Genomic DNA, 19,805 nt, shown 5'->3' with positions numbered 1-19,805 from the left:
GGGTCTATTTTCCGGTAATTAAATTCAATTGGCAACTAGGTTTTTGCTTTAGCTTGCCGTCCAAGTTAGTTGTGTTGCAGCAACATAACCATACGGATTAAACCAATAAATTCAGCTCGATAACCAAATTCATCTTGTCCTTTGTTATTGATGGCAAGCTCTAAAATCTGCTGGTAGTTCATGTTCTCATTGTAATGACTATTTTTAAGTTGCTGCGCAAACCCTATTACAGCAGTAGCAAATTTAAAATCCACTGATTGCTGTTCATATGCCACGCTAGAATTTTTCTCTATGGGATATTGAAGTAGCACACTGGATTCGTTATCAAGGGGTTTATAACGCAATTTAACCAGGGCTAACTCATTGAGTAATCCACTCTCATTCGCCCCAGTCTGTGCATTTTGATAGCGTAATGGATCATGATATTTATCCCCATCTGCTAGCACCAACTCATAAAAAGCAGTCACTTGGTGGCCAGCACCTATCTCTCCAGCATCAACTTTATCATTATTGAAATCCTCTTGCTGCAGGACGCGATTTTCATAACCAATTAAGCGATATTCACTGACATTGGCAGGGTTGAACTCAACTTGAATTTTAACATCCCTGGCAACGGAATGGAGTGTCGCATCTAATTCATCGACTAATACTTTACGCGCTTCATTTAAAGTATCAATGTAAGCATAATTACCATTGCCTTTGTTCGCTAACTGTTCCATCAGGTGATCATTATAATTACCTTGGCCGAATCCCAAAGTAGTCAGGGCTATGCCCTGCTCCCGCTTACGTTCAATCAAATCTATCAATTGTTGATGATCAACCCTACCCACATTAAAATCGCCATCAGTGGCTAAAATCACCCGATTAACCCCATCTTTTTTAAATGACTGAGCGGCTAAGTCATAAGCCAATTCAATGCCTTGTCCGCCATTGGTTGACCCACCAGCCGAGAGTTTGGCTAAAGCTTGTTCAATCTTGACTTTATCGTTGCCTGCCGTTGGCTCAAGTACCACCCCAGATGCCCCTGCATAAACCACTATCGCAACACGGTCAGTACTAAGCAGTTGGCCGGTAAGCAGTGTTAGGGCTTTTTTAACCAATGGCAATTTGTTTGCTGAATTCATTGAACCAGACACATCCAATAAAAACACCAGATTCTTGTCTGCTCTAGCCATTTGGTTTTCTGCAGGCTGTTTAGCTTGCAATCCAATCCGCATAAGTAACCTACCTGGATTCCAAGGCGACACCGTTAGATAGGTAGCGACAGTAAATGGCTTCTCAGGGTCTTGATCCATTGGATAGTGATAGTCAAAGTAATTTATAAACTCCTCAACACGTATCGCATCACTTGGCGGCATATAGCCTTGATTGATCATGCGACGGGCGTTGCTATAACTTCCCGAGTCGACATCTATGGAAAAAGTCGATACGGGCTGCTCGGCAACCTTTTGGACTTTGTTCTGAGCATAGTGTTGATAATTCTCTAGATTCGGTCTTTGCTGCCCTACTGAATAGTCAGCCATTGCTGCATTTAAAGGCATAAATTCGACTGCGAGTCGATGATTCATTTTAGCCTTATCATGCATTACAGGTTGTGCCTGCATACGAGAACCGCCGGCTTGGATTTGATCTGCCTCTATGGCTTGTTTGGTGTGTGCCTGTTCGCTGCTTGTCTGACTAGCCGGTGAGGAACAGCCCCCTAATGCAAAACTAAAGATTGCAGCTAACGCAGCGGCTTGCCATCTGTCTGTAGTGTCCATCAGGGTTGATTTTTGCGGTGAATATATAGATAAGGGGTTACACATTATGATTACCTTTTTGTATTATTTTTCCTTACTAACGAGTGAGTCATCAAAAAGGGTTATTAATTTAACTATTGATTCATTAAGTGTTTTTAAAAACCGCTAACATTTAGTTATTTTCACTACATATGAAATACAAAATTCACTATCCCTGATTACAAATATTTACAAAACATTGATTTTTATAGTTTTTTACCTCTGGCACAATGCATGCACAAGTTAGTAAAAAACTAATACTTATCGGGGATATATCATGGACGCCATCGCAACGGGAACAACCAATACCATTCATTTTTTAAGTTTAAAGTCACTGGCCTTCGCAGGTGCCCTCTGTCTCGTATTGCCACTAACTGGCTGTGGACAAGCAGAAGCGACTAAAGATGATCAACAAGCGGAGGTAAAGGTCATCCCGATTCCCGTAGAAATAGAACAGCTTGGCCGTGGCGATATCTCTTCAAACTATTCGACTACCGCCGTTTTAGAGGCCAAAGAAGAAGCCTTTGTGGTTGCCCGTGCATCTGGCATTATCGACCATATTATGGTCGAAGAAGGTGATTATGTTGAAAAGGGCCAAGTGCTGGCGCAACTAGAACCCGAGCGCTATCAATTGAACCTCACCCGTGCCACAGCTGACTTACAAGGGGTAGAAAAGGAACTGGCTAAGATCAATAAGGTGTATAGCCAAAAGCTGGTCAGTGATGATACCTACGATAAGTTAACCGCTCAGTATGAATCGGCCAAAGCCACCTTAGCCCTTGCAAAATTGGATCTAAAAGAAGCCACCATAGTCGCCCCGATTAGTGGTTTCATTGCTGAGCGCAATGCCAAAGTCGGCAACCTTACGGAATCATTCCAACGTGAACGTATGTTTCATATAGTTCAACAGAAAGACCTTTACGGCATAGTCCACTTACCTGAAAAAGAACTTTCACGGGTTCATAAGAATCAACACGCTACACTAACCATAAGTGCACTGGGCAATACCAAAATCGTCGCTTTTGTGGAGCGGATCAGCCCAGTGATCGATTCTAAAACGGGCACTTTCAAAGTAACATTGCGGGTACCAAATGCGGATAATGCCCTGAAATCTGGTATGTTCACTCAGGTCGATCTTAATTATGACACCCATGCTAACGCCACCTTACTACCGCGCAGAGCACTACTTGCAATAGACGATAAAATCAATGTGTTCGTGGTTGATGATGACGGTATCGCCAAGAAAGTATCAATTAAAATAGGCTACCAAGAAGGTAACTTTGTAGAAGTATTAGAGGGATTGACGGGCAATGAGAAAGTCGTAATTACCGGCCATCAAAACCTCAAAGACAACGCGGTTGTTGAAGTCGTAAACAGTTAATTAGGGAACAGATTATGAATCTTATTGATGTCGCTGTTAAACGGCCGGTTACCGTGTGGATGTTTACCCTGGCAGTATTGCTTTTTGGGTTTGTCTCACTGTCTCGTTTGTCTTTAAACTTATTACCAGAGTTGTCTTATCCTACCCTAACAATTCGTACTGATTATGTTGGCGCGGCGCCGGGCGAAGTTGAACAACTTGTTACCAAACCTATTGAAGAAGCAGTGGGCGTAGTCAAAGGAGTTCGGAAAGTCGTGTCTGCCTCAAAAGCGGGCCAATCTGATGTGGTGCTTGAATTCGAATGGGGCACTGAAATGGATATGGCCAGTCTTGAGGTTAGAGAAAAGCTAGATGTGCTTTTTCTGCCACTGGATGTCAAACGGCCTCTGTTACTCAAATTTAATCCTAGTCTTGACCCTATTATGCGCTTCGGATTAGGTGGCGCGGCTAAACCCAACGAAGACAAACCTTCTGTATCCCAATCAATAACCGATGTAGACGTGGCATCCATGAAGCGCATCAGAACCTATGCCGAAGAAGACATCAAACGAAAGTTGGAATCAGTCGAAGGGGTTGCCTCAGTTAAAGTGGGAGGCGGTTTAGAAAATGAAATCCAAGTGCTGGTCAACCAACAACTTACCAGCCAATTGAATATTGCTCTTGCCGATATTATCAAAAGATTAAAAGAAGAAAATATTAATGCATCCGGCGGACGTGTTGAGGATGGTTCTCAAGAGTATTTGGTCCGTGCCTTAAACCAGTTTCAGTCTTTGGATGATATGAGAAACTTGTACATTGCCACCCGTGAGGGAAGACATATTCGTCTTAGTGATGTAGCTGAAGTCGTAGACACCTATAAAGAGCGTGATGCTATAACCCGATTCGGTGGTTTTGAGGGTGTGGAAATTGCTATTTACAAGGAAGGGGATGCAAATACCGTAGATGTGGCGCAAGCGGTCAACAAGCAACTGGAGCAGATCCAAAAAGCGCTCCCTCAACAATATCAATTACAGATGGTTTATGATCAATCCTTGTTCATTGCCAGCGCCATAGATGAAGTTAAAACCGCTGCTATTATTGGCGGTATCTTAGCCATGTTTGTTTTGTATTTTTTCTTACAGAACATATGGCCTACATTGATAATCTCGATTTCGATTCCAGTTTCCATCATAGCTACCTTTAACCTTATGTACAGCTATGACATTAGCCTAAACATCATGAGTTTAGGTGGTATTGCACTCGCTATAGGCTTATTGGTGGATAACAGCATCGTAGTGTTGGAAAATATCGACCGCCACAAAAAGATCAATTCCAATACACTACAAGCAGCCTCCGAAGGCACGGGTGAAGTATCCATGGCGATTGTGGCATCGACCCTGACCACTATGGCAGTATTTTTTCCACTGGTATTTGTTGAAGGTATCGCCGGTCAACTTTTTAGCGACCAAGCCTTGACCGTGACTTTTGCCCTAGCGGCTTCTTTGGTAGTGGCACTAACCCTTATCCCAATGTTGGCCGCCCGTGAGAAGAACAGCGCAAGTACAGAGCCACTAGATTTAGGTCCTCGTCCTGTTAGCAGCAAACCTACTGGTAAACTTCGCTTGCTTGGTTATTACTTGCGAATGCCTTTTGCTTGGTTGGTAAAAGGCGTGTTTTACTTATTGCCAGTGCTTATCACCACCCTAGTATTAGCTCTTTTTAGAATACTATCTTTCTTACTGGGTTGGTTATTCAAACCCTTCTTGTGGTTGTTCGACAAATTATATGACGTCTTATCTAAGTTATATTTTAGGACGTTGCACCTCGCAATATCAGCACGATTAATTGTCGCTGCCGTTATTTTATCTATCTCTGCGGTATCTTTGTTATTAATACCTAGACTTGGACTTGAGTTAATCCCTCCCCTCGCCCAAGGTGAATTTAATGTTGAAATTACCCTACCTACCGGGTCAAAACTTAATAGTACGGATATTGTGATTGCTGAGCTGGCTCGCTTTACCCAAACTCAAGCAAAAGTTGAACGCACCTACTCTTTAGCGGGAACGGGAAGTTTGATGAATGCCTCTCCTGCCCAGGGCGGGGATCACTGGGGTAAGCTCAATGTGGTTATGCAAGCCGATTCAAGCGCGGAAGATGAACAGAAGGTGATGAGTGCCATGCGCCAATACTTGGCTAAACAAGCGGGAGTTGAAAGTAAATTTGGTACGCCTGAACTATTTAGTTTCTCCACCCCGCTGCAAATTGAAGTCGCCGGTTATGATTTAACCATGCTCAAACGTTTTGGCGATAAACTTGCCACCGAATTAGGCGAAAATCCGCGCTTTGCCGACGTAAAAAGCTCACTACAAAATGGTAACCCCGAATTGAAAATCCAATTCAACCATTCAGTACTTGCACAGTTGGGACTCAATGCCCCAGATGTTTCAAAATTAATTGCGGCTAAAGTCGGTGGTGAAATTGCCGGTAAGTATAGTATCGATGACCGTAAAGTGGACATTTTAGTCCGTAATCAGCTCGCACAACGTGATTCTATTGCCGATATTGAGCAGATAGTGGTAAATCCTGGCTCATCACCGGCAATTGTATTGGCGACCGTTGCGGATATTTCCATGTCAGTGGGTCCAAGTGAAATATCACGTGTTGGCCAACAGCGGGTCGTACTGGTGAGTGCCAACCTCAATTACGGTGATCTAGGCGCTGCCGTTATCGATGCTCAACAAATTATCGACGGGGCTAAATTACCGATTAGTTTACAAGCTAAAATTGCCGGACAAAGTGAAGAGATGGATGCCAGTTTCAATTCGCTTTATATGGCGCTGGCTTTAGCGGTTTTTATGGTTTATCTGGTGATGGCATCTCAATTTGAGTCCTTGCTACATCCCTTTATTATTCTATTTACTGTACCTATGGCCTGCGCAGGCTCCATTTACGGGCTCTTTATTACCGATACTCGGGTGAGTGTCGTGGTGTTTATTGGTTTGATTATGCTGGCCGGTATAGTGGTCAATAACGCTATTGTGTTGATTGACCGAATTAATCAGCTTCGCCAAAAAGGAATGGAAAAAACCGCAGCCATAATCGAAGCAGCACAAAGTCGCCTTCGCCCAATTTTAATGACAACCCTAACCACGATTTTAGGTTTATTGCCGATGGCAATTGGGCTAGGTGAAGGGGCTGAAATACGCACTCCCATGGCAGTAACCGTCATATTTGGTTTGTTATTTGCAACTTTGCTAACGCTGTTTTTAATTCCGGTGTTGTACAGCTTATTTGACCGTAAAAAGTTCGAGCACGTTAGCGCGACACATGTTGCACCTTTAGCGACTCAGGAGATGGTCCATGGATAAGTTTGCTCACGCAGGGGCTGCCCTAGCAGCCTTTGCCATTCGGCGTCCAGTTACGATTTCGATGCTGTTCTTTTCGCTTTTGGTGATGGGCCTAGCAGCAAGTCGACTATTGCCATTGGAAAAGTTTCCCGGCATTGATTTTCCCGAGTTGTTCATCCAGGTGCCCTACAAAGACTCGACTCCAGCTGAAATTGAAAAAATGATCACCCGTCCCATTGAAGAAGCGCTGGCGACTATGTCAGGGATCAAACGTTTGCGCTCTCGTTCCAATGAAGATAATGCAGAAATTCAAATTCAATTTGATTGGGAAGCCAACATTAAAGCAAAAAGCATAGAGGCACGTGAAAAGATCGACGCTATCCGTCACTTGCTGCCCGACGATGTTGAACGGGTGATGGTATTTAAATTTAATTTAGCCGATATGCCTGTTTTCCAACTGCGACTCTCCAGCGAACGGGATATATCCAACTCTTACGATCTACTTGAGCGAAACTTGAAGATGCCGATAGAGCGGATCAAAGGGGTTTCTAAAGTTGAATTGTATGGGGTGCAAAAAAAGCAGATATCTATACGCTTAGATCCAGACCTTATCGCAGCGCTGCATATCGACTCTAATACCTTAACCAAAAGTCTACGAGACGCTAATTTTTCCATGACAGCGGGGCAATTTTTTGATTTAAACCAAAAAATTACGTTAAACCCAATCGGCGAATTTAGAAGCAAACGAGAAATCGAAGAATTAATCGTTCACCGTGGTGTGCGCCTTAGTGATATTGCGCAGGTTAAGTATGAAACACCCCGTGCAACTGAAGGACGCCACCTAGACAAAACCCATGCGATTGGACTCAATATTTTCCGCGAATCGGGCGCCAATTTAGTCGAGGTGTCTACTAATGTCATGGCGGAAATCGAAAAGGTCCGCAATAGTTCGGCATTCAGTGGCATCAGTGTGTATATCATGCAAGACGAAGCCGATAGTGTAACTACCTCACTGCAAGACTTGTTAATGTCCGGTTTAGTGGGTGCTTTATTATCAATCATAGTGTTGTATCTGTTTTTGCGTAACTTGGCGACGACTCTTGTGGTTGTGCTGTCGGTCCCTTTTGCAATTTGTATTACCCTAGCCTGTATGTACTTTCTGGACTACACCCTTAATATTTTATCCTTGATGGGGTTAATGCTGGCGGTGGGTATGCTGGTGGATAATGCGGTTGTGGTCACCGAAAGCATCTTTCAAGAGCGTGAGCATATTTCCGATCCCATTGAGGCGACCAAAAAAGGGGTGGCACTAGTTAGTATGGCTGTCATTGCAGGCACCACCACCACTGCCATCGTATTTTTACCCAATATTGTTGGAGTAAAAGCCGAGCTTACCGTGTTTCTTGAACATGTTGCGGTGTCAATTTGTATATCTTTATTTGCTTCACTGATACTAGCGCAAACCCTAATTCCACTGTTGACCACTAAACTAAAAATAAAACCTAAAGCCCCAAATGTTAAAGCTTCTAAACTGAAATCAACTTACGCAAGCTTGCTTAACTGGACACTGGCAAATCAAGGAAAAACCGCGCTGTGTGCGATATTGATTTTAGCCAGTACCGCTATTCCCATTAGTATGATGAAAAGTGATGAAGACAATAATGGCAATAACGGCAGAGTATGGCTGAACTACGATATTCAAGGTAATTACAATTTAAAAGAAGTAGAAAAGACCGTTAGCAAGATGGAAGACTATTTGTATAGCAATAAAGAGCGTTTCTACATCAAGCAGGTCTACAGTTATTTTACCGCTGGACATGCCGTCTCAGGGATCTCCATCCAAGAGGATATACCCATCAAGATGGCTGACTTGAAAAAAATGATCAAGGATGACTTCCCTACTTTCGTTCGGGCTAAACCGTCATTTCAGTGGGATCAAGGCTCAGATGGCGGAGTAAAAGTGACACTGTTCGGCCAATCATCTGAAACCCTGACTAAAATATCCAGTGAGATTTTGCCGGTGTTACAAAGTATTGAAGGACTGACGGATGTCAAAGCAGACACTGATGGAAACAAGTACGAATTACAGGTTCGAATCGATAAGCAAAAGGCTTTTCGCTTCGGTCTAAACAGCACCGATATTGCCAATGTATTAAGTACCGCCTTAAGAGGCTCAAATTTGCGCACCTTTCGCAACGATGCCGAAGGCGAAGTCGCTATACAGTTACTTTACGATCAGTCTTTGCAACACTCAGTAGAGAAACTAAAAAACCTGACCATCTACCGCAATGCGGATCAAAATGTGACATTGGATATGGTAGCAGATATGACCGTTAAGCCTCGCTTAAGTCAGATCCAACGTAGCTCCCGGCAAACTTCTTTAACTATTGGTGCAAATTTGGAAAATGATATAACCATTGATGACGCCAGAGAGCGGATTGAAAACATCCTGCAGAATATTCAATTACCCACGGGGTACAGCTGGTCCTTAGACGGTAGTTTTCAACGCCAAGACGAAGATGAAGCAATAATGGTTACCAATATGCTGTTGGCAATTTGCATGATATACATCGTTATGGCCGCTCTATTTGAGTCATTGTTGTTACCCACCGCAGTGCTTACTTCGCTAATATTTTCATTTACCGGTGTGTATTGGGCATTTTTACTTACGGGCAATTCTATGACGGTGATGGGCATGATTGGAATGTTGATCTTGATGGGTATAGTCGTGAATAACGGCATTGTGTTGGTTGACCGCATTAATCAGCTAGTTAATAACGGATTATCAGTACATGATGCAATAATTGAAGGCTGTTTAACCCGAGTTCGGCCTATTTTAATGACCGTCCTGACAACCGTGTTAGGCTTAGTGCCATTAGCTTTTGGTGATGTCAATATTGGTGGCGATGGACCTCCCTACTCTCCCATGGCTATAGCTATCATTGGAGGCTTGCTGTTTAGTACCCTCACCAGTTTATTGCTAGTGCCATTGTCGTATTTGTTGCTATTAAAATTGCGTCGTAATACCAATGAGATGATTGCAGATAGTAAAGTTTTAATCCTGCGAATATTTAGACAGCAACAGGTATAACCAAGATTCAAAACGACTCCTAACTTTGGAAAATCCCCTTAGTTAGGATGCCCTTGACAGCCATGTGAAAGAATAAATGGACGGGTTGAATTACCACCATGTGCCTGTCCATGTTATTACTGGGTTAACCGATGAATGTCTAGTGCCCCTGCTTGCAATAAGGAATTTGAAAAAGCAGGCTGCGATGAGATCGCATAACAGAGCCGGTGACCGGTACAACTCTATATGTGTTTGCTGTAGGCGATATCCTAACAGTCACAATGACAGATGAAGTAACCGGCTTAGCCCAAAGATTTGGATTGATCTGAAAAACAGATCAAAAGCACACTAATACCTATTGACTAACCAGAGGCTCATATGTGTTATACGGCACTACTCGTTGTCTCCTGATGATAAATCATTCATTTCGTTTCTTGCTATCCATGTGTCGTCTTTAGTTGCGCGATTTTGCCAAAACATATCATGCCCTACGAAAAGCATCGCAATAGTAATTAGTGAGCCCAACACAGGAGTAACAATGATCAATACTGACAGGAAAAACTTAGCTGAAGATTTAAGCTTTCTTGCCTTAACGATACTAAAAGCACTGAATACTAGTAGTACCAACTATGAAATGATTAATAGAACCTGTAAACCTGTCATATCAATGCCGTAATCGTGGTAGAGCGGCCCATTACTGAGCCGACCCCACACAGATCCGGACGTGCGGAATTACCGCATCCGGCTCTTCAGTTATATATTCACCCGTGTAAATCACGCGCACCTTAATACCAGTCAACATCGATCACTCTTTTGCTAACTCGTAGCTTCTGTATTTGGAAATACTCTAACATCTTCTTAAAATCACGCCAATTGTAACTTCGACGGCCACTGCGTCGGTTCAGCCATTTGTATAAACTATGCAGTACATAGTTATACAGCTTACTCACGCTGCGGCTGTTGTCGGGTAATCCGAAGTAATTTCTAAACCCTGTGAGTTTGCGTTTCAATTGAGGCAGCCAAATTGCTAGCTTCTGCGAGCGTTTGGCTTTAATGAAATGGTAAAACTCGCTTAGACTGGTTTGCTGCTTCTTACTTGCAGTTCGCCGCCGCAATCTCGGTTTACCTTTCACATCCACTCCCCAGTAAAACGCAAAACCCAAGAACACAAACTGGCGCTTACGACTGGGATGGAATCGACTGAACCTTATCAGGCTCGTCTTTTCTGGTGCCGTGTCCAGTTTGAACTTCTTTAGTCGTTTTGGCAGCACGCGGTAAAATCGCTCGGCATCATTGGCATACTGAAACGCACACACAAAATCATCTGCGTAGCGGATAAGCATAGCTCTGCCTCTCATCTGAGGTTTTACCTTCTTCTCAAACCATAAATCCAATGCATAGTGCAGATAGATATTGGCTAACACAGGGCTAATGATACCGCCTTGTGGGGTGCCACTTTTTGGTTTGAGATATTCTCCTTGCGGGGTGTGTATCCGTGCTTTTAACCATTGCCCTATTAAGCTCAAGAGCGCGTTATCATCAATGCGTTGTTTAAGCATCCCCATCAGCCAGTCGTGGTCAATATTGTCGAAGAAGCCTTTAATGTCAGCCTCAACAATATAACCATAACCTTTGAACTGAAGATTCAAACTCAAACTATGCACCGCTTGATGCGCACTCTTATTTGGCCGATAACCATAGCTGTTAGGCAAGAAATTCGCTTCCCAGATACCTTGCAGTATCTGGCTCACGCTTTGCTGTACCAGCTTGTCATCCACCGTGGGTAAACCTAATGGACGTTGTTTGCCATGACTTTTGGGAATGAAGACACGCTTAATATCATCAGCCCGATAGCGCTTGGCTTCCAAGGCTGAACTTAAACGTGTGACGTTTTCCACAAGCGATGTCTGGTATTTCGGCATAGTGATACCATCAATACCTGGCGCCGCTCGTTTATTCAGTTGCCCCCAACTTTGATACAGTAAATCATCTCCTAGTAATCCATATAGGTTCTGAAATCTGTGATTAGGGTGTGTCTGTGATTTAATTGTGATGGTATTTAGTGCGGTTGTCATAGTGAATCCAGCCCTACTTTGTCCGGCCTATGTATCTGCTAAATACCTGATATAACTGCTTGCCCCTTCGCCACGTGATTGGCTTTCCCAACCTCAAACTACTATGAGCAAGTCTGACTGCCAGAGGGTCATCGTTGGCCTCGCTTGTGGCTTAGCGTCACTACCATTTTCCTTATGGAACACCTTTGGCTCTCTCAAGTTCTCAATACATCTCTTTATACATGCCACGGCTTAATAACTCCGCTGACTCGCCACAACCTTGCCATCTCAAATCCATTGAATAATGGTTGCTTTGCATGGACTTCGACGGCGTTACAAGCCTCGTCAGTCAGAACTTAATTTATTATCGGAGCGATAACAGCACTTCAGGAACACGTATTCCCTATGGCCTATATAATTCTCTGTGTACGCTTCACCTATATTGTTCATCTAGTCACGAATACATCGCTGATAAGTATTTCACCAATCCTAGACTCCGCCATAGGCGCAACACTCGATACAGGTGGCTGGCTAAACCTTACCTGACAGGGACTTACACCCTGCAAGATGCATCAAGCTTCGCTTGACGCACTAACGCCCCTATTAAACGGCCCAGACTTGCTGGCTATAATTGCGAGGCACGAGCCAAAGCCAGCGAGTTTGGGTCCGGTTGAATGGATTGTTAGCTGCCATTCACAGACTTTATTAATTTGAAGCTAATGTTGCCAGCTGTCATCTTTTTGCCATTTACATAAAGATCCACTGTAAACAGCATTTTCTCGTTTGTTAACTCAGTGATCGTTAGCACTTCCTTTTTTGTAGGGTGAGTGACAACAATTTTATTCTCCTCGACTGTGTATGTCGCTGATGATACTTCCCCCATCGCTGAAGATGTAAAATTGCCGTTTTCAAACAAAAAATAGTCGCCTTCTCCAGCAGGCAATTCACCAAGTGTACCCATTATTACAGCCACAACATCCCATTTACCAGAAACGCTAGACTCAGAGACTTCAGATGCTTGGGCTGAGAAAGACAATAAAAACAAAGATAAAAAAAAGATTCTGTACATAAGTTTTCCTAGAAGTTACTTTGGCAGCTAACGCCCCAATATGCCGACGAAACGAGCGCAGCGAGTTGAGGTCGGAATAATTGGTTTGTTATGTTGCATTACTACGACGCACCTTGTAGAAATTAAATGCTTCATATACCAATAAAAATGCCATGCCGCCCGCTAATATCTGGAAAGCCAGAACTATTTCCGGCATACCACATGAACCAGAATATGCATGACCCCAGTGCCAAATATACGCTGGCCAATATGTAAATGTAGTGACAAATAATAGAGGAACCCAAACTTTTTTGTAGTTTGATAATAAGCGAAGAGTAATTGACAAGACACAAAGTGCGATAGCTAATGAAAAATATATTTTAGCTTGGAATTCATGTTGCTCATATAAACCTTCCGGTGCTGAAAAACACGCATAAGAACTAGCCGAAAATAGACAAGATAATAAAAATATAGAAATTTTCACTTACACTTCCCTTGCAACATAACGTCCGAATTTGCTGCACAAACTTGTGGCCTACACTTTGTGAGGCACGAACAATGGCCGCGAGTTTGGGTCAGCAACATACGTTTGTTATGTTACGGTACATTATTTACCTACTCTGTCTATTACCGCTATTAGATATAGGTGCTAGAAGTAAATAAAATATCCATGCTAACCAAGAAATAAAAACAATTGCTAAAACCCAAGCCAACTTTTCGCCACCAGTAGTTTTGGTAGATTTAACTATTAATATAATTGGCAAACACCAAATAATAAAGACTAATAATATTTGGGTTATTCCAATAGATCCCATTTAAAAATTCCTCTTTCTGAAGTGACATAACAATATTATTAGATAGATAAAATCCGTAAAACCAACATGGAATTTATCCTTAATTTAACGTAGGTCTTTTTTAGCATAAGATGCAACTGTCTGTACAGGTTAAAATAATTGCCTTGTTTTATTTTTTTGTATTGTTTAAATACTGCCTTTATCCGGATTTCCGCTGTTATACGGAAATTAAAAGGTGGCTGTATTTATATACAGCTGCCTTTTGATTTCGTAATTGGTTAATTCGGTGATTGAATAATTATTAGTGGGTTTGATCATTCAAGCCAAGAATTGCGCGATGCAACTAGCTCGTCAAAAAAATTGATACCTTAGAGTTGGTACATTATGAATGCTGTTCCGTGGTTAAATACGGCTTCTGGCCTCTGCCCATTGAAAATTAAGCATTGAGCATTGGCCAATGACAACTGCTGGATTAATCTATCGCGATTATTGTGTTTCGATTTTTTTCATCATCTGGCTAATGGCTGATAAATCACACTGTTGGTCTGCACACATCGAGATTATGTCTTGTACTTTTGTGTTTTTCGCTTTTGCTAGTGCCCATAGGTGCAATGCTCGAGTACCTGTGCGGCAGAAGCCGTGGGCTTTGTCATTTCCCGTTGGAAGTGCGCTATGAAACTGATCAATATCCTGTTGCGAATAATTTAATGGCTTTACCGGGATATGAAAATACTTCATACCCAATGATTCTACCAAGCATTTAATCTCGTCTGAGTCGGTTTGTCCTGACTCTTCGTCATCATATCGAGCGTTAATTATCGTTGTCACACCTTTTTGTTTTAGTTCGCGCAACGTGCCTTCATCCAAATGCCCAGAACAGGAAAAATTTTCAGCTATTTCTTTCATAAATAAAGTCCTTCAAAGGGTAAAATGTGTATAAAGTGACGAGACCAACATGTAGCTGCCTAATACAATTAGTAAATAAGCAAAAATGCGCTTTAAGGTTAATTGTGGCAACCGATCCATCAGTCGTACGCCTGCCATCGCGCCTGCGATGCCAATCAGGATCATCACCCCTACCAACGACCAATTTATAAAAATATCATTGCTAGCTAACACCCCTTGGTATTTGATAAAGCCACTTATCGATTGCATTACAATGATGACCAAACTGGTTCCCACTGCGCGATGCAAGGGGATCTTGCCTAACAAGTGCAGAGCGGGCACAATCAAAAAGCCCCCCCCTACCCCCACAAACCCAGCCAGTGCCCCCACTCCAAATCCAATTATGCTAAGCGTCGTGCGAGGAGGTTGAACTGATAGGGGATCATGCCCAACCATAGGTTTGAGCATAAAACGGCTAGCAATTAGCATCACGGCAGCAAAACTAATTAACTGGATGATGCCTAACACAAACTGTGAAGACCATGCGCCAACATAAGTACCCAACATGCTAGGTAAACCGAATAAGACTACCAGTGGCCAATCAATCAGTTTTCTGCGGATATAACCGATGCTACTGAAAGAAGAAATGCATCCCACAATAAGTAGCGATTCGGCTATGGCTAATTTGGTCGGCTCACCGACTACATATATAAGTAGCGGCACCGTAATGATTGAGCCGCCCGAGCCGAGCAGGCCTAGACTTAAACCGATGAAAATTGCCCCAATAATCGTCAATATGTTCAATCTAAATGGCCTTAAATGACATTAAGTGGGATTTTCAAATAACTATGTCCATTTGATTCGACCGCTGGAAGTTGCCCAGCGCGTATGTTGATTTGAATTGAAGGCAAAATTAGTCTGGGCACCGCTAAGGTAGCATCTCGCTTTTCACGCATTTTAACAAACGCCTCTTGGGATGTTCCTTTGCCAATATGAATATTATTGTGCCGTTGTTCTAATACTGTAGTTTCCCAAGCATAGTTTTCGCGATTTTCGGCTTTATAGTCATGCCCTACAAACACGCGCGTCGTATCCGGTAAGGTTAGAATACGCTGAATCGATTGATAAAGTGTTTTGGCACTACCGTTAGGAAAATCTGCTCGAGCCGTACCATAATCAGGCATAAACATAGTGTCCCCAACAAACACCGCATCTTCGACAAAATAAGAAACGCAGGCAGGTGTATGACCAGGGGTGTGTAACACATGAATATCAATGTGACCTAGGGTGATAACCTCTTTGTCACAAAACAAATTATCAAACTGGCTTCCATCCACTTTAAAATCTTCAGGCAAATTAAATATTTGTTTAAATGTACTTTGTACCCGAGCTATTTTTTCACCTATACCTATACTTCCGCCAATCTGGCTTTGAATATAATGGGCAGCGGTCACATGATCTGCATGGGCATGGGTTTCCAAAATCCATTCCAAATGATAGCCATGCTCATCAACGAACTTAATAACCTCATCAGCGCTGGTTGTCGAGGTTCGGCCTGAGGCAGGATCGTAATCCAACACCGCATCAATAATGGCGCAGTGCTTGGTTGCTAAATCAATCAGCACGTAGGTAACCGTATTGGTTACTTGATGAAAAAATGGCACAATCTCAATCTTGCTCATAATTGTCTTTTCCACATTTGTAATGACTTTACAATCAAATATAACTGCCAATGCTGGGTCTTATTGTCTACTGGTCTCTTTGTACTGCTTCACTAATATCCCAAAGGACAAACGGTGAGGTTGTCAAATTTGTTAGGGTTTCAGTCCAGTGCCTTGGTTAATGAAAACGCGCCGCGAATATCCCCTAATTTAAAACCAGTGGCCCGATCTTGTGGATATTGCTGTGCTAACTGCTCTGTTACTTCGCCACTAATGTTTTCACCATGACAAGACAGGCACACTGGTTGTATCGGGATTGCGCGCATATAACGGTAAATTGGTTTACTACTTTGCAAATCCACTAAACTTGCGCGCAGAGTATCTATCCCCTTACCTGAATCATGACTCCCATTAAACTGCTCCAACACAGAGGTCTCCCAAGTATCTGCCGCATTAATGGGGTTGCGAACCCGCAAGCTAGTGCGCTTAAGCAGCCACCCTTCGGTGGAATACTCTTGACTTATATTTGGGGCTACGCTTTTACAGACCTCAATAGCGTTGGTTAATCCACCCTGCTTTATGGCTAGTTGCAGTTGAAGCTTGAGTGCATCAGAGAACGCCGTTATTCGCTGAGCAGCTTGCTGCTCTAGTTGCGAATAATCTGGACTAGATGGATTAGGATCCGCTGCATTTGCCTGGCAACTGAGCATCACTAACAATGATGCGGACCCTATCTTCAGGAAGGTAGTCACTCTTTATCCTCGGGCTCTAAGCGCTCTATGCCTAGCGCTTTGAGTACATATTTTTCATATATAGGCTCGCTCGTACCGGTTTTCATTTTGCGTAAAAAGTACTTTTCAAAGGCAACCTTGGCATAGTGAACCCATTTACCTTGTTTAAACCAAGTAACATTGCGCGGCGGAATTTGTGGAATAGCGACAAAAGCTGCACCTGTGTCGCCCATATCGGCTAAACAAATTGCGTTCCACGTACCTTTTGAATGGGGAGGCTGATTATCAATAATGATGGCTTTCAAATTATGCGCAATGGCCGTCATCATACTCTCAATCATATAACCGGTTTTAGGTGTTCCGGTGGGCACTGGTGTCACTTCAACCGGTGGAATAGCCACACACACGCCGCCAGAAAAAATATTTGGGAAAGTAGGTGAGCGCTGATGTTCATCGGTAATAACGAACCCTTTGGGATTGCACAGGCCCTCTACATTTTTAACCGCATCCACACCACTAAACGGTGGGATCAACATGGCGTGACTAAAATCTAGTTGATGAGATAAGTCTAACTCACCTTTGCGATTTAGTTCAGAAATTAGCATTTTACCTTGCTGCACTTCGTCAACATTGGCATTGCAAATCCACTTAATATTGCGGTGACGCAATTCAGACTCAAGCATAGATTTTGAATCGCCTACCCCGCCTAAACCAAGATGCCCGATATAGGGCTCACTGGTTACATAGTGCATTGGCACCTTGTGGCGAATTTTGGCATCCCGTAGGGCTTTATCTAATATAAAGGCATATTCATAGGCCGGGCCAAAACAACTTGCCCCTTGAAACGCCCCTACTATTACCGGGCCAGGATTTTTCTTTAATTTCTCCACATCGGCTTGGCAAGTCAAGGCATGGTCCAAAGTGCATACCGATTGAGTAAAACCTTGTGGACCGGCCCCTTTAATGTTTTCAAAGGCTAACTTGGGTCCGGTTGCAATCACTAGGTAGTCATAATCAATTATTTGGTTGTCATGGGTGATCAATTGATTCTGCTTGGCGTTGATTTGATCAACCCGAGCACAAACGAAACCTATATGTTTTTTAGATAAGTATTTTTCGATGGGAAGGGTAATCGCTTCTGGCGCTCGCCACCCTACCGCTATCCAAGGATTAGATGGCACAAAACAGAAATTTTCGCGCTCATTAACCATTAAAACTTCGTGATCTGTGCCTAGCGCTTCTTTAATTTCATATGCAGCAGGCATACCGCCTGTTCCTGCACCTAACACCACTACTTTAGCCATTGTTGTAGTCCTGATTGATTAGAGAGTCTTAAAGATTGCAAATATGTAAACAACAGTATCAATAACTGTGCCAGCTAAAGCAGTATAATTAATGATATACATTACAGTAGGTTAAGAATATTTGGCAGGAATAAAATTGATATCAACCAGGATGTGTGTCATTTTTGGCAAATTGAAAATTTATTTTGTCAAATATGGCAGTGAAAGACCATGAATAATACAACCGTGATCAAATCAATGATCAACGCCATCGATAAACCGACCATTTATATTACCCCTGATTATGTCATCCAAGCGGTCAACCAAGCTTATATGGAAACCTACGACATTGAAGTAAAGGTTGGCAGTAGTAAATGTCACGAAATTTCCCACGATAACCCCAAACCCTGCGATCAGTATGGTGAAGAATGCCCGCTGCTACAGTGCGTAAAAACCAAGCTTGCTACTAGTGCGGTACATATTCATTCTACAGGGCATGGTAAGTCCTACTGTGATATTTTGATGAAGCCAATCAAAGATGACACTGGTATGACTGTCGGTTTCTTAGAAATACTCGACAACATCACTTATGCATCCAGCGAGTCACAGAAAAATAAAATGATCGGAAGATCTGACTCATTTAAATCTATGCTGAATAAAATCAATCGGGCTGCACAATCAAATATTGCAGTTTTGCTGCAAGGTGAAACCGGCTCAGGTAAAGAGCTCGTGGCTCAAGCAGTGCATGATTCAAGCAAGCGAAAAGACAAGCCTTTTGTAGTGATAGAATGTACCGGCTTAAGTGAAAACCTATTTGAAAGTGAGTTATTTGGCTATGAAAAAGGCGCATTTACCGGCGCAACAACAGGTAAAAAAGGCCTGATTGAAGTCGCTGACGGTGGCACGGTGTTTTTCGATGAAATCGGCGATGTGCCACTCAATATGCAAGTCAAACTATTACGATTGCTCGAAACCCAGTGTTTTAGGGCTGTAGGTGGTCTCAAACAAAAATGCTCCGACTTTAGATTAGTCTGCGCCACCCACAAAAATTTATTAGAATTGGTCGAAAAAGGCGAGTTCAGACAAGATCTATATTATCGAATTGCAGGCTTTCCTATACACCTCCCTTCACTGCGCGAGCGTCAAGATGATATCCCAGAGCTAGTCAACCACATATTAGTGCAACTGGATTATCAACATAAGAAGTTTTCGGCCGAGGCGCTAGCTGTACTGACAAGCTATGCGTTTCCGGGCAACATACGTGAGTTAAAAAGTGTTGTCGAACAATCGGTATTATTGGCCAACGATGACACTATTCACAGTAGCGATCTACCTGAAATGCTGCGAAATAACGCCCGTTCACCGCATACAGCTAAACAATTATTAAGTTTGGATGAGGCAGAAGCCATTTATCTCAAAAAGATCTGTGCAGAATATATTGGCTCACCCGATGATTTGGCTAAGCAGTTAAACATAAGCACTCGCACGCTATATCGCAAGTTGCAACGCTACGGACTTAAATTAAATCAATAGCCAGGTAGCCAATGTAGCGTGCGTAATGGACTAGGCTTAAATATTAGTGTTGAGCCAACTCTCTCTCGGTTTTGAAGTGGAATACTTTCTTCAATACGATAGTTGCCGGGCAAAATCCGGTGAAACTTTGTTGAAACAAGTTTGCACCGATAAACACCGTAAACCACACAAAATTAGCGTGTACAAAATAGGTTAAGGCCACTGAAATTAAAATCATCGCGCCAGCAAAAGCGGTTAATGCTCGTTCTACAGACATATATT

The 19,805-nt window shown here is 42.8% G+C and carries 15 protein-coding genes; 4 read left to right on the top strand and 11 right to left on the bottom strand.

The window, feature by feature from the left end; genetic code table 11:
• Nucleotides 1-65: 65 nt before the first annotated feature.
• Entirely contained in the window at nt 66-1,805 is a 1,740-nt protein-coding gene (locus QR722_RS07150) for a vWA domain-containing protein (RefSeq protein WP_286286621.1), read from the bottom strand.
• Between the two features lie 250 nt (nt 1,806-2,055).
• Here QR722_RS07150 and QR722_RS07145 point away from each other — a divergent pair, with 250 nt between their 5' ends.
• Genes QR722_RS07145 through QR722_RS07135 form a run of 3 tightly spaced genes read left to right on the top strand, consistent with a single transcriptional unit; the run spans nt 2,056 to nt 9,576 of the window.
• The gene (locus tag QR722_RS07145) at nt 2,056-3,159 is read left to right on the top strand and encodes an efflux RND transporter periplasmic adaptor subunit (protein ID WP_286286618.1); all 1,104 of its coding nucleotides are present in this window, start codon (nt 2,056-2,058) and stop codon (nt 3,157-3,159) included.
• A 14-nt stretch (nt 3,160-3,173) separates the two neighbouring features.
• Complete coding sequence (locus QR722_RS07140) at nt 3,174-6,506, top strand: efflux RND transporter permease subunit (protein WP_286286616.1); 3,333 nt, start codon at nt 3,174-3,176, stop codon at nt 6,504-6,506.
• Nucleotides 6,499-9,576, top strand: a complete 3,078-nt coding sequence (locus tag QR722_RS07135; RefSeq protein WP_286286614.1) for an efflux RND transporter permease subunit — start codon at nt 6,499-6,501, stop codon at nt 9,574-9,576. The genes QR722_RS07140 and QR722_RS07135 overlap by 8 nt, the downstream gene beginning before the upstream one ends.
• 764 nt (nt 9,577-10,340) lie before the next feature.
• On the opposite strand, the gene ltrA is transcribed toward QR722_RS07135, so the two are convergent.
• From ltrA to QR722_RS07090, 9 genes are all read right to left on the bottom strand, one after another.
• Nucleotides 10,341-11,630: a group II intron reverse transcriptase/maturase gene (ltrA, locus tag QR722_RS07130; protein WP_286286612.1), complete on the bottom strand. Its 1,290-nt coding sequence runs from the start codon at nt 11,628-11,630 to the stop codon at nt 10,341-10,343.
• Between the two features lie 661 nt (nt 11,631-12,291).
• On the bottom strand, nt 12,292-12,678 hold the full coding sequence (locus QR722_RS07125) for a lipocalin family protein (RefSeq protein ID WP_286286610.1): 387 nt from the start codon (nt 12,676-12,678) through the stop codon (nt 12,292-12,294).
• Between the two features lie 88 nt (nt 12,679-12,766).
• Nucleotides 12,767-13,141 carry a hypothetical protein gene (locus QR722_RS07120; protein ID WP_286286608.1) on the bottom strand — a complete coding sequence of 125 codons (375 nt, stop codon included), beginning with the start codon at nt 13,139-13,141 and terminating at the stop codon, nt 12,767-12,769.
• A gap of 127 nt (nt 13,142-13,268) precedes the next feature.
• Nucleotides 13,269-13,472 (bottom strand): PLDc N-terminal domain-containing protein, encoded by a 204-nt coding sequence (locus QR722_RS07115; RefSeq protein WP_286286606.1) that lies wholly within the window; start codon nt 13,470-13,472, stop codon nt 13,269-13,271.
• A gap of 465 nt (nt 13,473-13,937) precedes the next feature.
• Entirely contained in the window at nt 13,938-14,357 is a 420-nt protein-coding gene (locus QR722_RS07110; RefSeq protein ID WP_286286604.1) for a protein tyrosine phosphatase family protein, read from the bottom strand.
• Nucleotides 14,358-14,369: 12 nt separating this feature from the next.
• Nucleotides 14,370-15,140, bottom strand: coding sequence for a sulfite exporter TauE/SafE family protein (locus QR722_RS07105; RefSeq protein WP_286286602.1), 771 nt, complete (start codon nt 15,138-15,140; stop codon nt 14,370-14,372).
• Nucleotides 15,141-15,151: 11 nt separating this feature from the next.
• Complete coding sequence (locus tag QR722_RS07100; RefSeq protein WP_286286600.1) at nt 15,152-16,018, bottom strand: MBL fold metallo-hydrolase; 867 nt, start codon at nt 16,016-16,018, stop codon at nt 15,152-15,154.
• Between the two features lie 140 nt (nt 16,019-16,158).
• Nucleotides 16,159-16,749 (bottom strand): Tll0287-like domain-containing protein, encoded by a 591-nt coding sequence (locus QR722_RS07095; protein ID WP_286286598.1) that lies wholly within the window; start codon nt 16,747-16,749, stop codon nt 16,159-16,161.
• The gene (locus QR722_RS07090) at nt 16,746-18,032 is read right to left on the bottom strand and encodes an NAD(P)/FAD-dependent oxidoreductase (RefSeq protein ID WP_286286596.1); all 1,287 of its coding nucleotides are present in this window, start codon (nt 18,030-18,032) and stop codon (nt 16,746-16,748) included. The genes QR722_RS07095 and QR722_RS07090 overlap by 4 nt, the downstream gene beginning before the upstream one ends.
• Before the next feature lie 210 nt (nt 18,033-18,242).
• On the opposite strand from QR722_RS07090, the gene QR722_RS07085 reads away from it, so the two are divergent.
• The gene (locus QR722_RS07085) at nt 18,243-19,544 is read left to right on the top strand and encodes a sigma-54 interaction domain-containing protein (RefSeq protein ID WP_286286594.1); all 1,302 of its coding nucleotides are present in this window, start codon (nt 18,243-18,245) and stop codon (nt 19,542-19,544) included.
• 43 nt (nt 19,545-19,587) lie between these two features.
• On the opposite strand, the gene QR722_RS07080 is transcribed toward QR722_RS07085, so the two are convergent.
• Complete coding sequence (locus tag QR722_RS07080; RefSeq protein ID WP_286286592.1) at nt 19,588-19,800, bottom strand: YgaP family membrane protein; 213 nt, start codon at nt 19,798-19,800, stop codon at nt 19,588-19,590.
• Nucleotides 19,801-19,805: the final 5 nt, after the last annotated feature.

The sequence above is a fragment of the Aliiglaciecola sp. LCG003 genome (assembly GCF_030316135.1).
Taxonomy (GTDB): domain Bacteria; phylum Pseudomonadota; class Gammaproteobacteria; order Enterobacterales; family Alteromonadaceae; genus Aliiglaciecola.
This window is presented reverse-complemented; position numbering and strand designations above follow the sequence as displayed.

Bases quoted from the DNA above. Each gene is read 5' to 3' on its own strand.
- QR722_RS07115 (WP_286286606.1), bottom strand. From the start codon at position 13,472: ATGGGATCTATTGGAATAACCCAAATATTATTAGTCTTTATTATTTGG.
- ltrA (WP_286286612.1), bottom strand. From the start codon at position 11,630: ATGACAACCGCACTAAATACCATCACAATTAAATCACAGACACACCCT.
- QR722_RS07140 (WP_286286616.1), top strand. From the start codon at position 3,174: ATGAATCTTATTGATGTCGCTGTTAAACGGCCGGTTACCGTGTGGATG.
- QR722_RS07100 (WP_286286600.1), bottom strand. From the start codon at position 16,018: ATGAGCAAGATTGAGATTGTGCCATTTTTTCATCAAGTAACCAATACG.
- QR722_RS07085 (WP_286286594.1), top strand. From the start codon at position 18,243: ATGAATAATACAACCGTGATCAAATCAATGATCAACGCCATCGATAAA.
- QR722_RS07110 (WP_286286604.1), bottom strand. From the start codon at position 14,357: ATGAAAGAAATAGCTGAAAATTTTTCCTGTTCTGGGCATTTGGATGAA.
- QR722_RS07150 (WP_286286621.1), bottom strand. From the start codon at position 1,805: ATGTGTAACCCCTTATCTATATATTCACCGCAAAAATCAACCCTGATG.
- QR722_RS07090 (WP_286286596.1), bottom strand. From the start codon at position 18,032: ATGGCTAAAGTAGTGGTGTTAGGTGCAGGAACAGGCGGTATGCCTGCT.
- QR722_RS07135 (WP_286286614.1), top strand. From the start codon at position 6,499: ATGGATAAGTTTGCTCACGCAGGGGCTGCCCTAGCAGCCTTTGCCATT.
- QR722_RS07145 (WP_286286618.1), top strand. From the start codon at position 2,056: ATGGACGCCATCGCAACGGGAACAACCAATACCATTCATTTTTTAAGT.
- QR722_RS07125 (WP_286286610.1), bottom strand. From the start codon at position 12,678: ATGTACAGAATCTTTTTTTTATCTTTGTTTTTATTGTCTTTCTCAGCC.
- QR722_RS07080 (WP_286286592.1), bottom strand. From the start codon at position 19,800: ATGTCTGTAGAACGAGCATTAACCGCTTTTGCTGGCGCGATGATTTTA.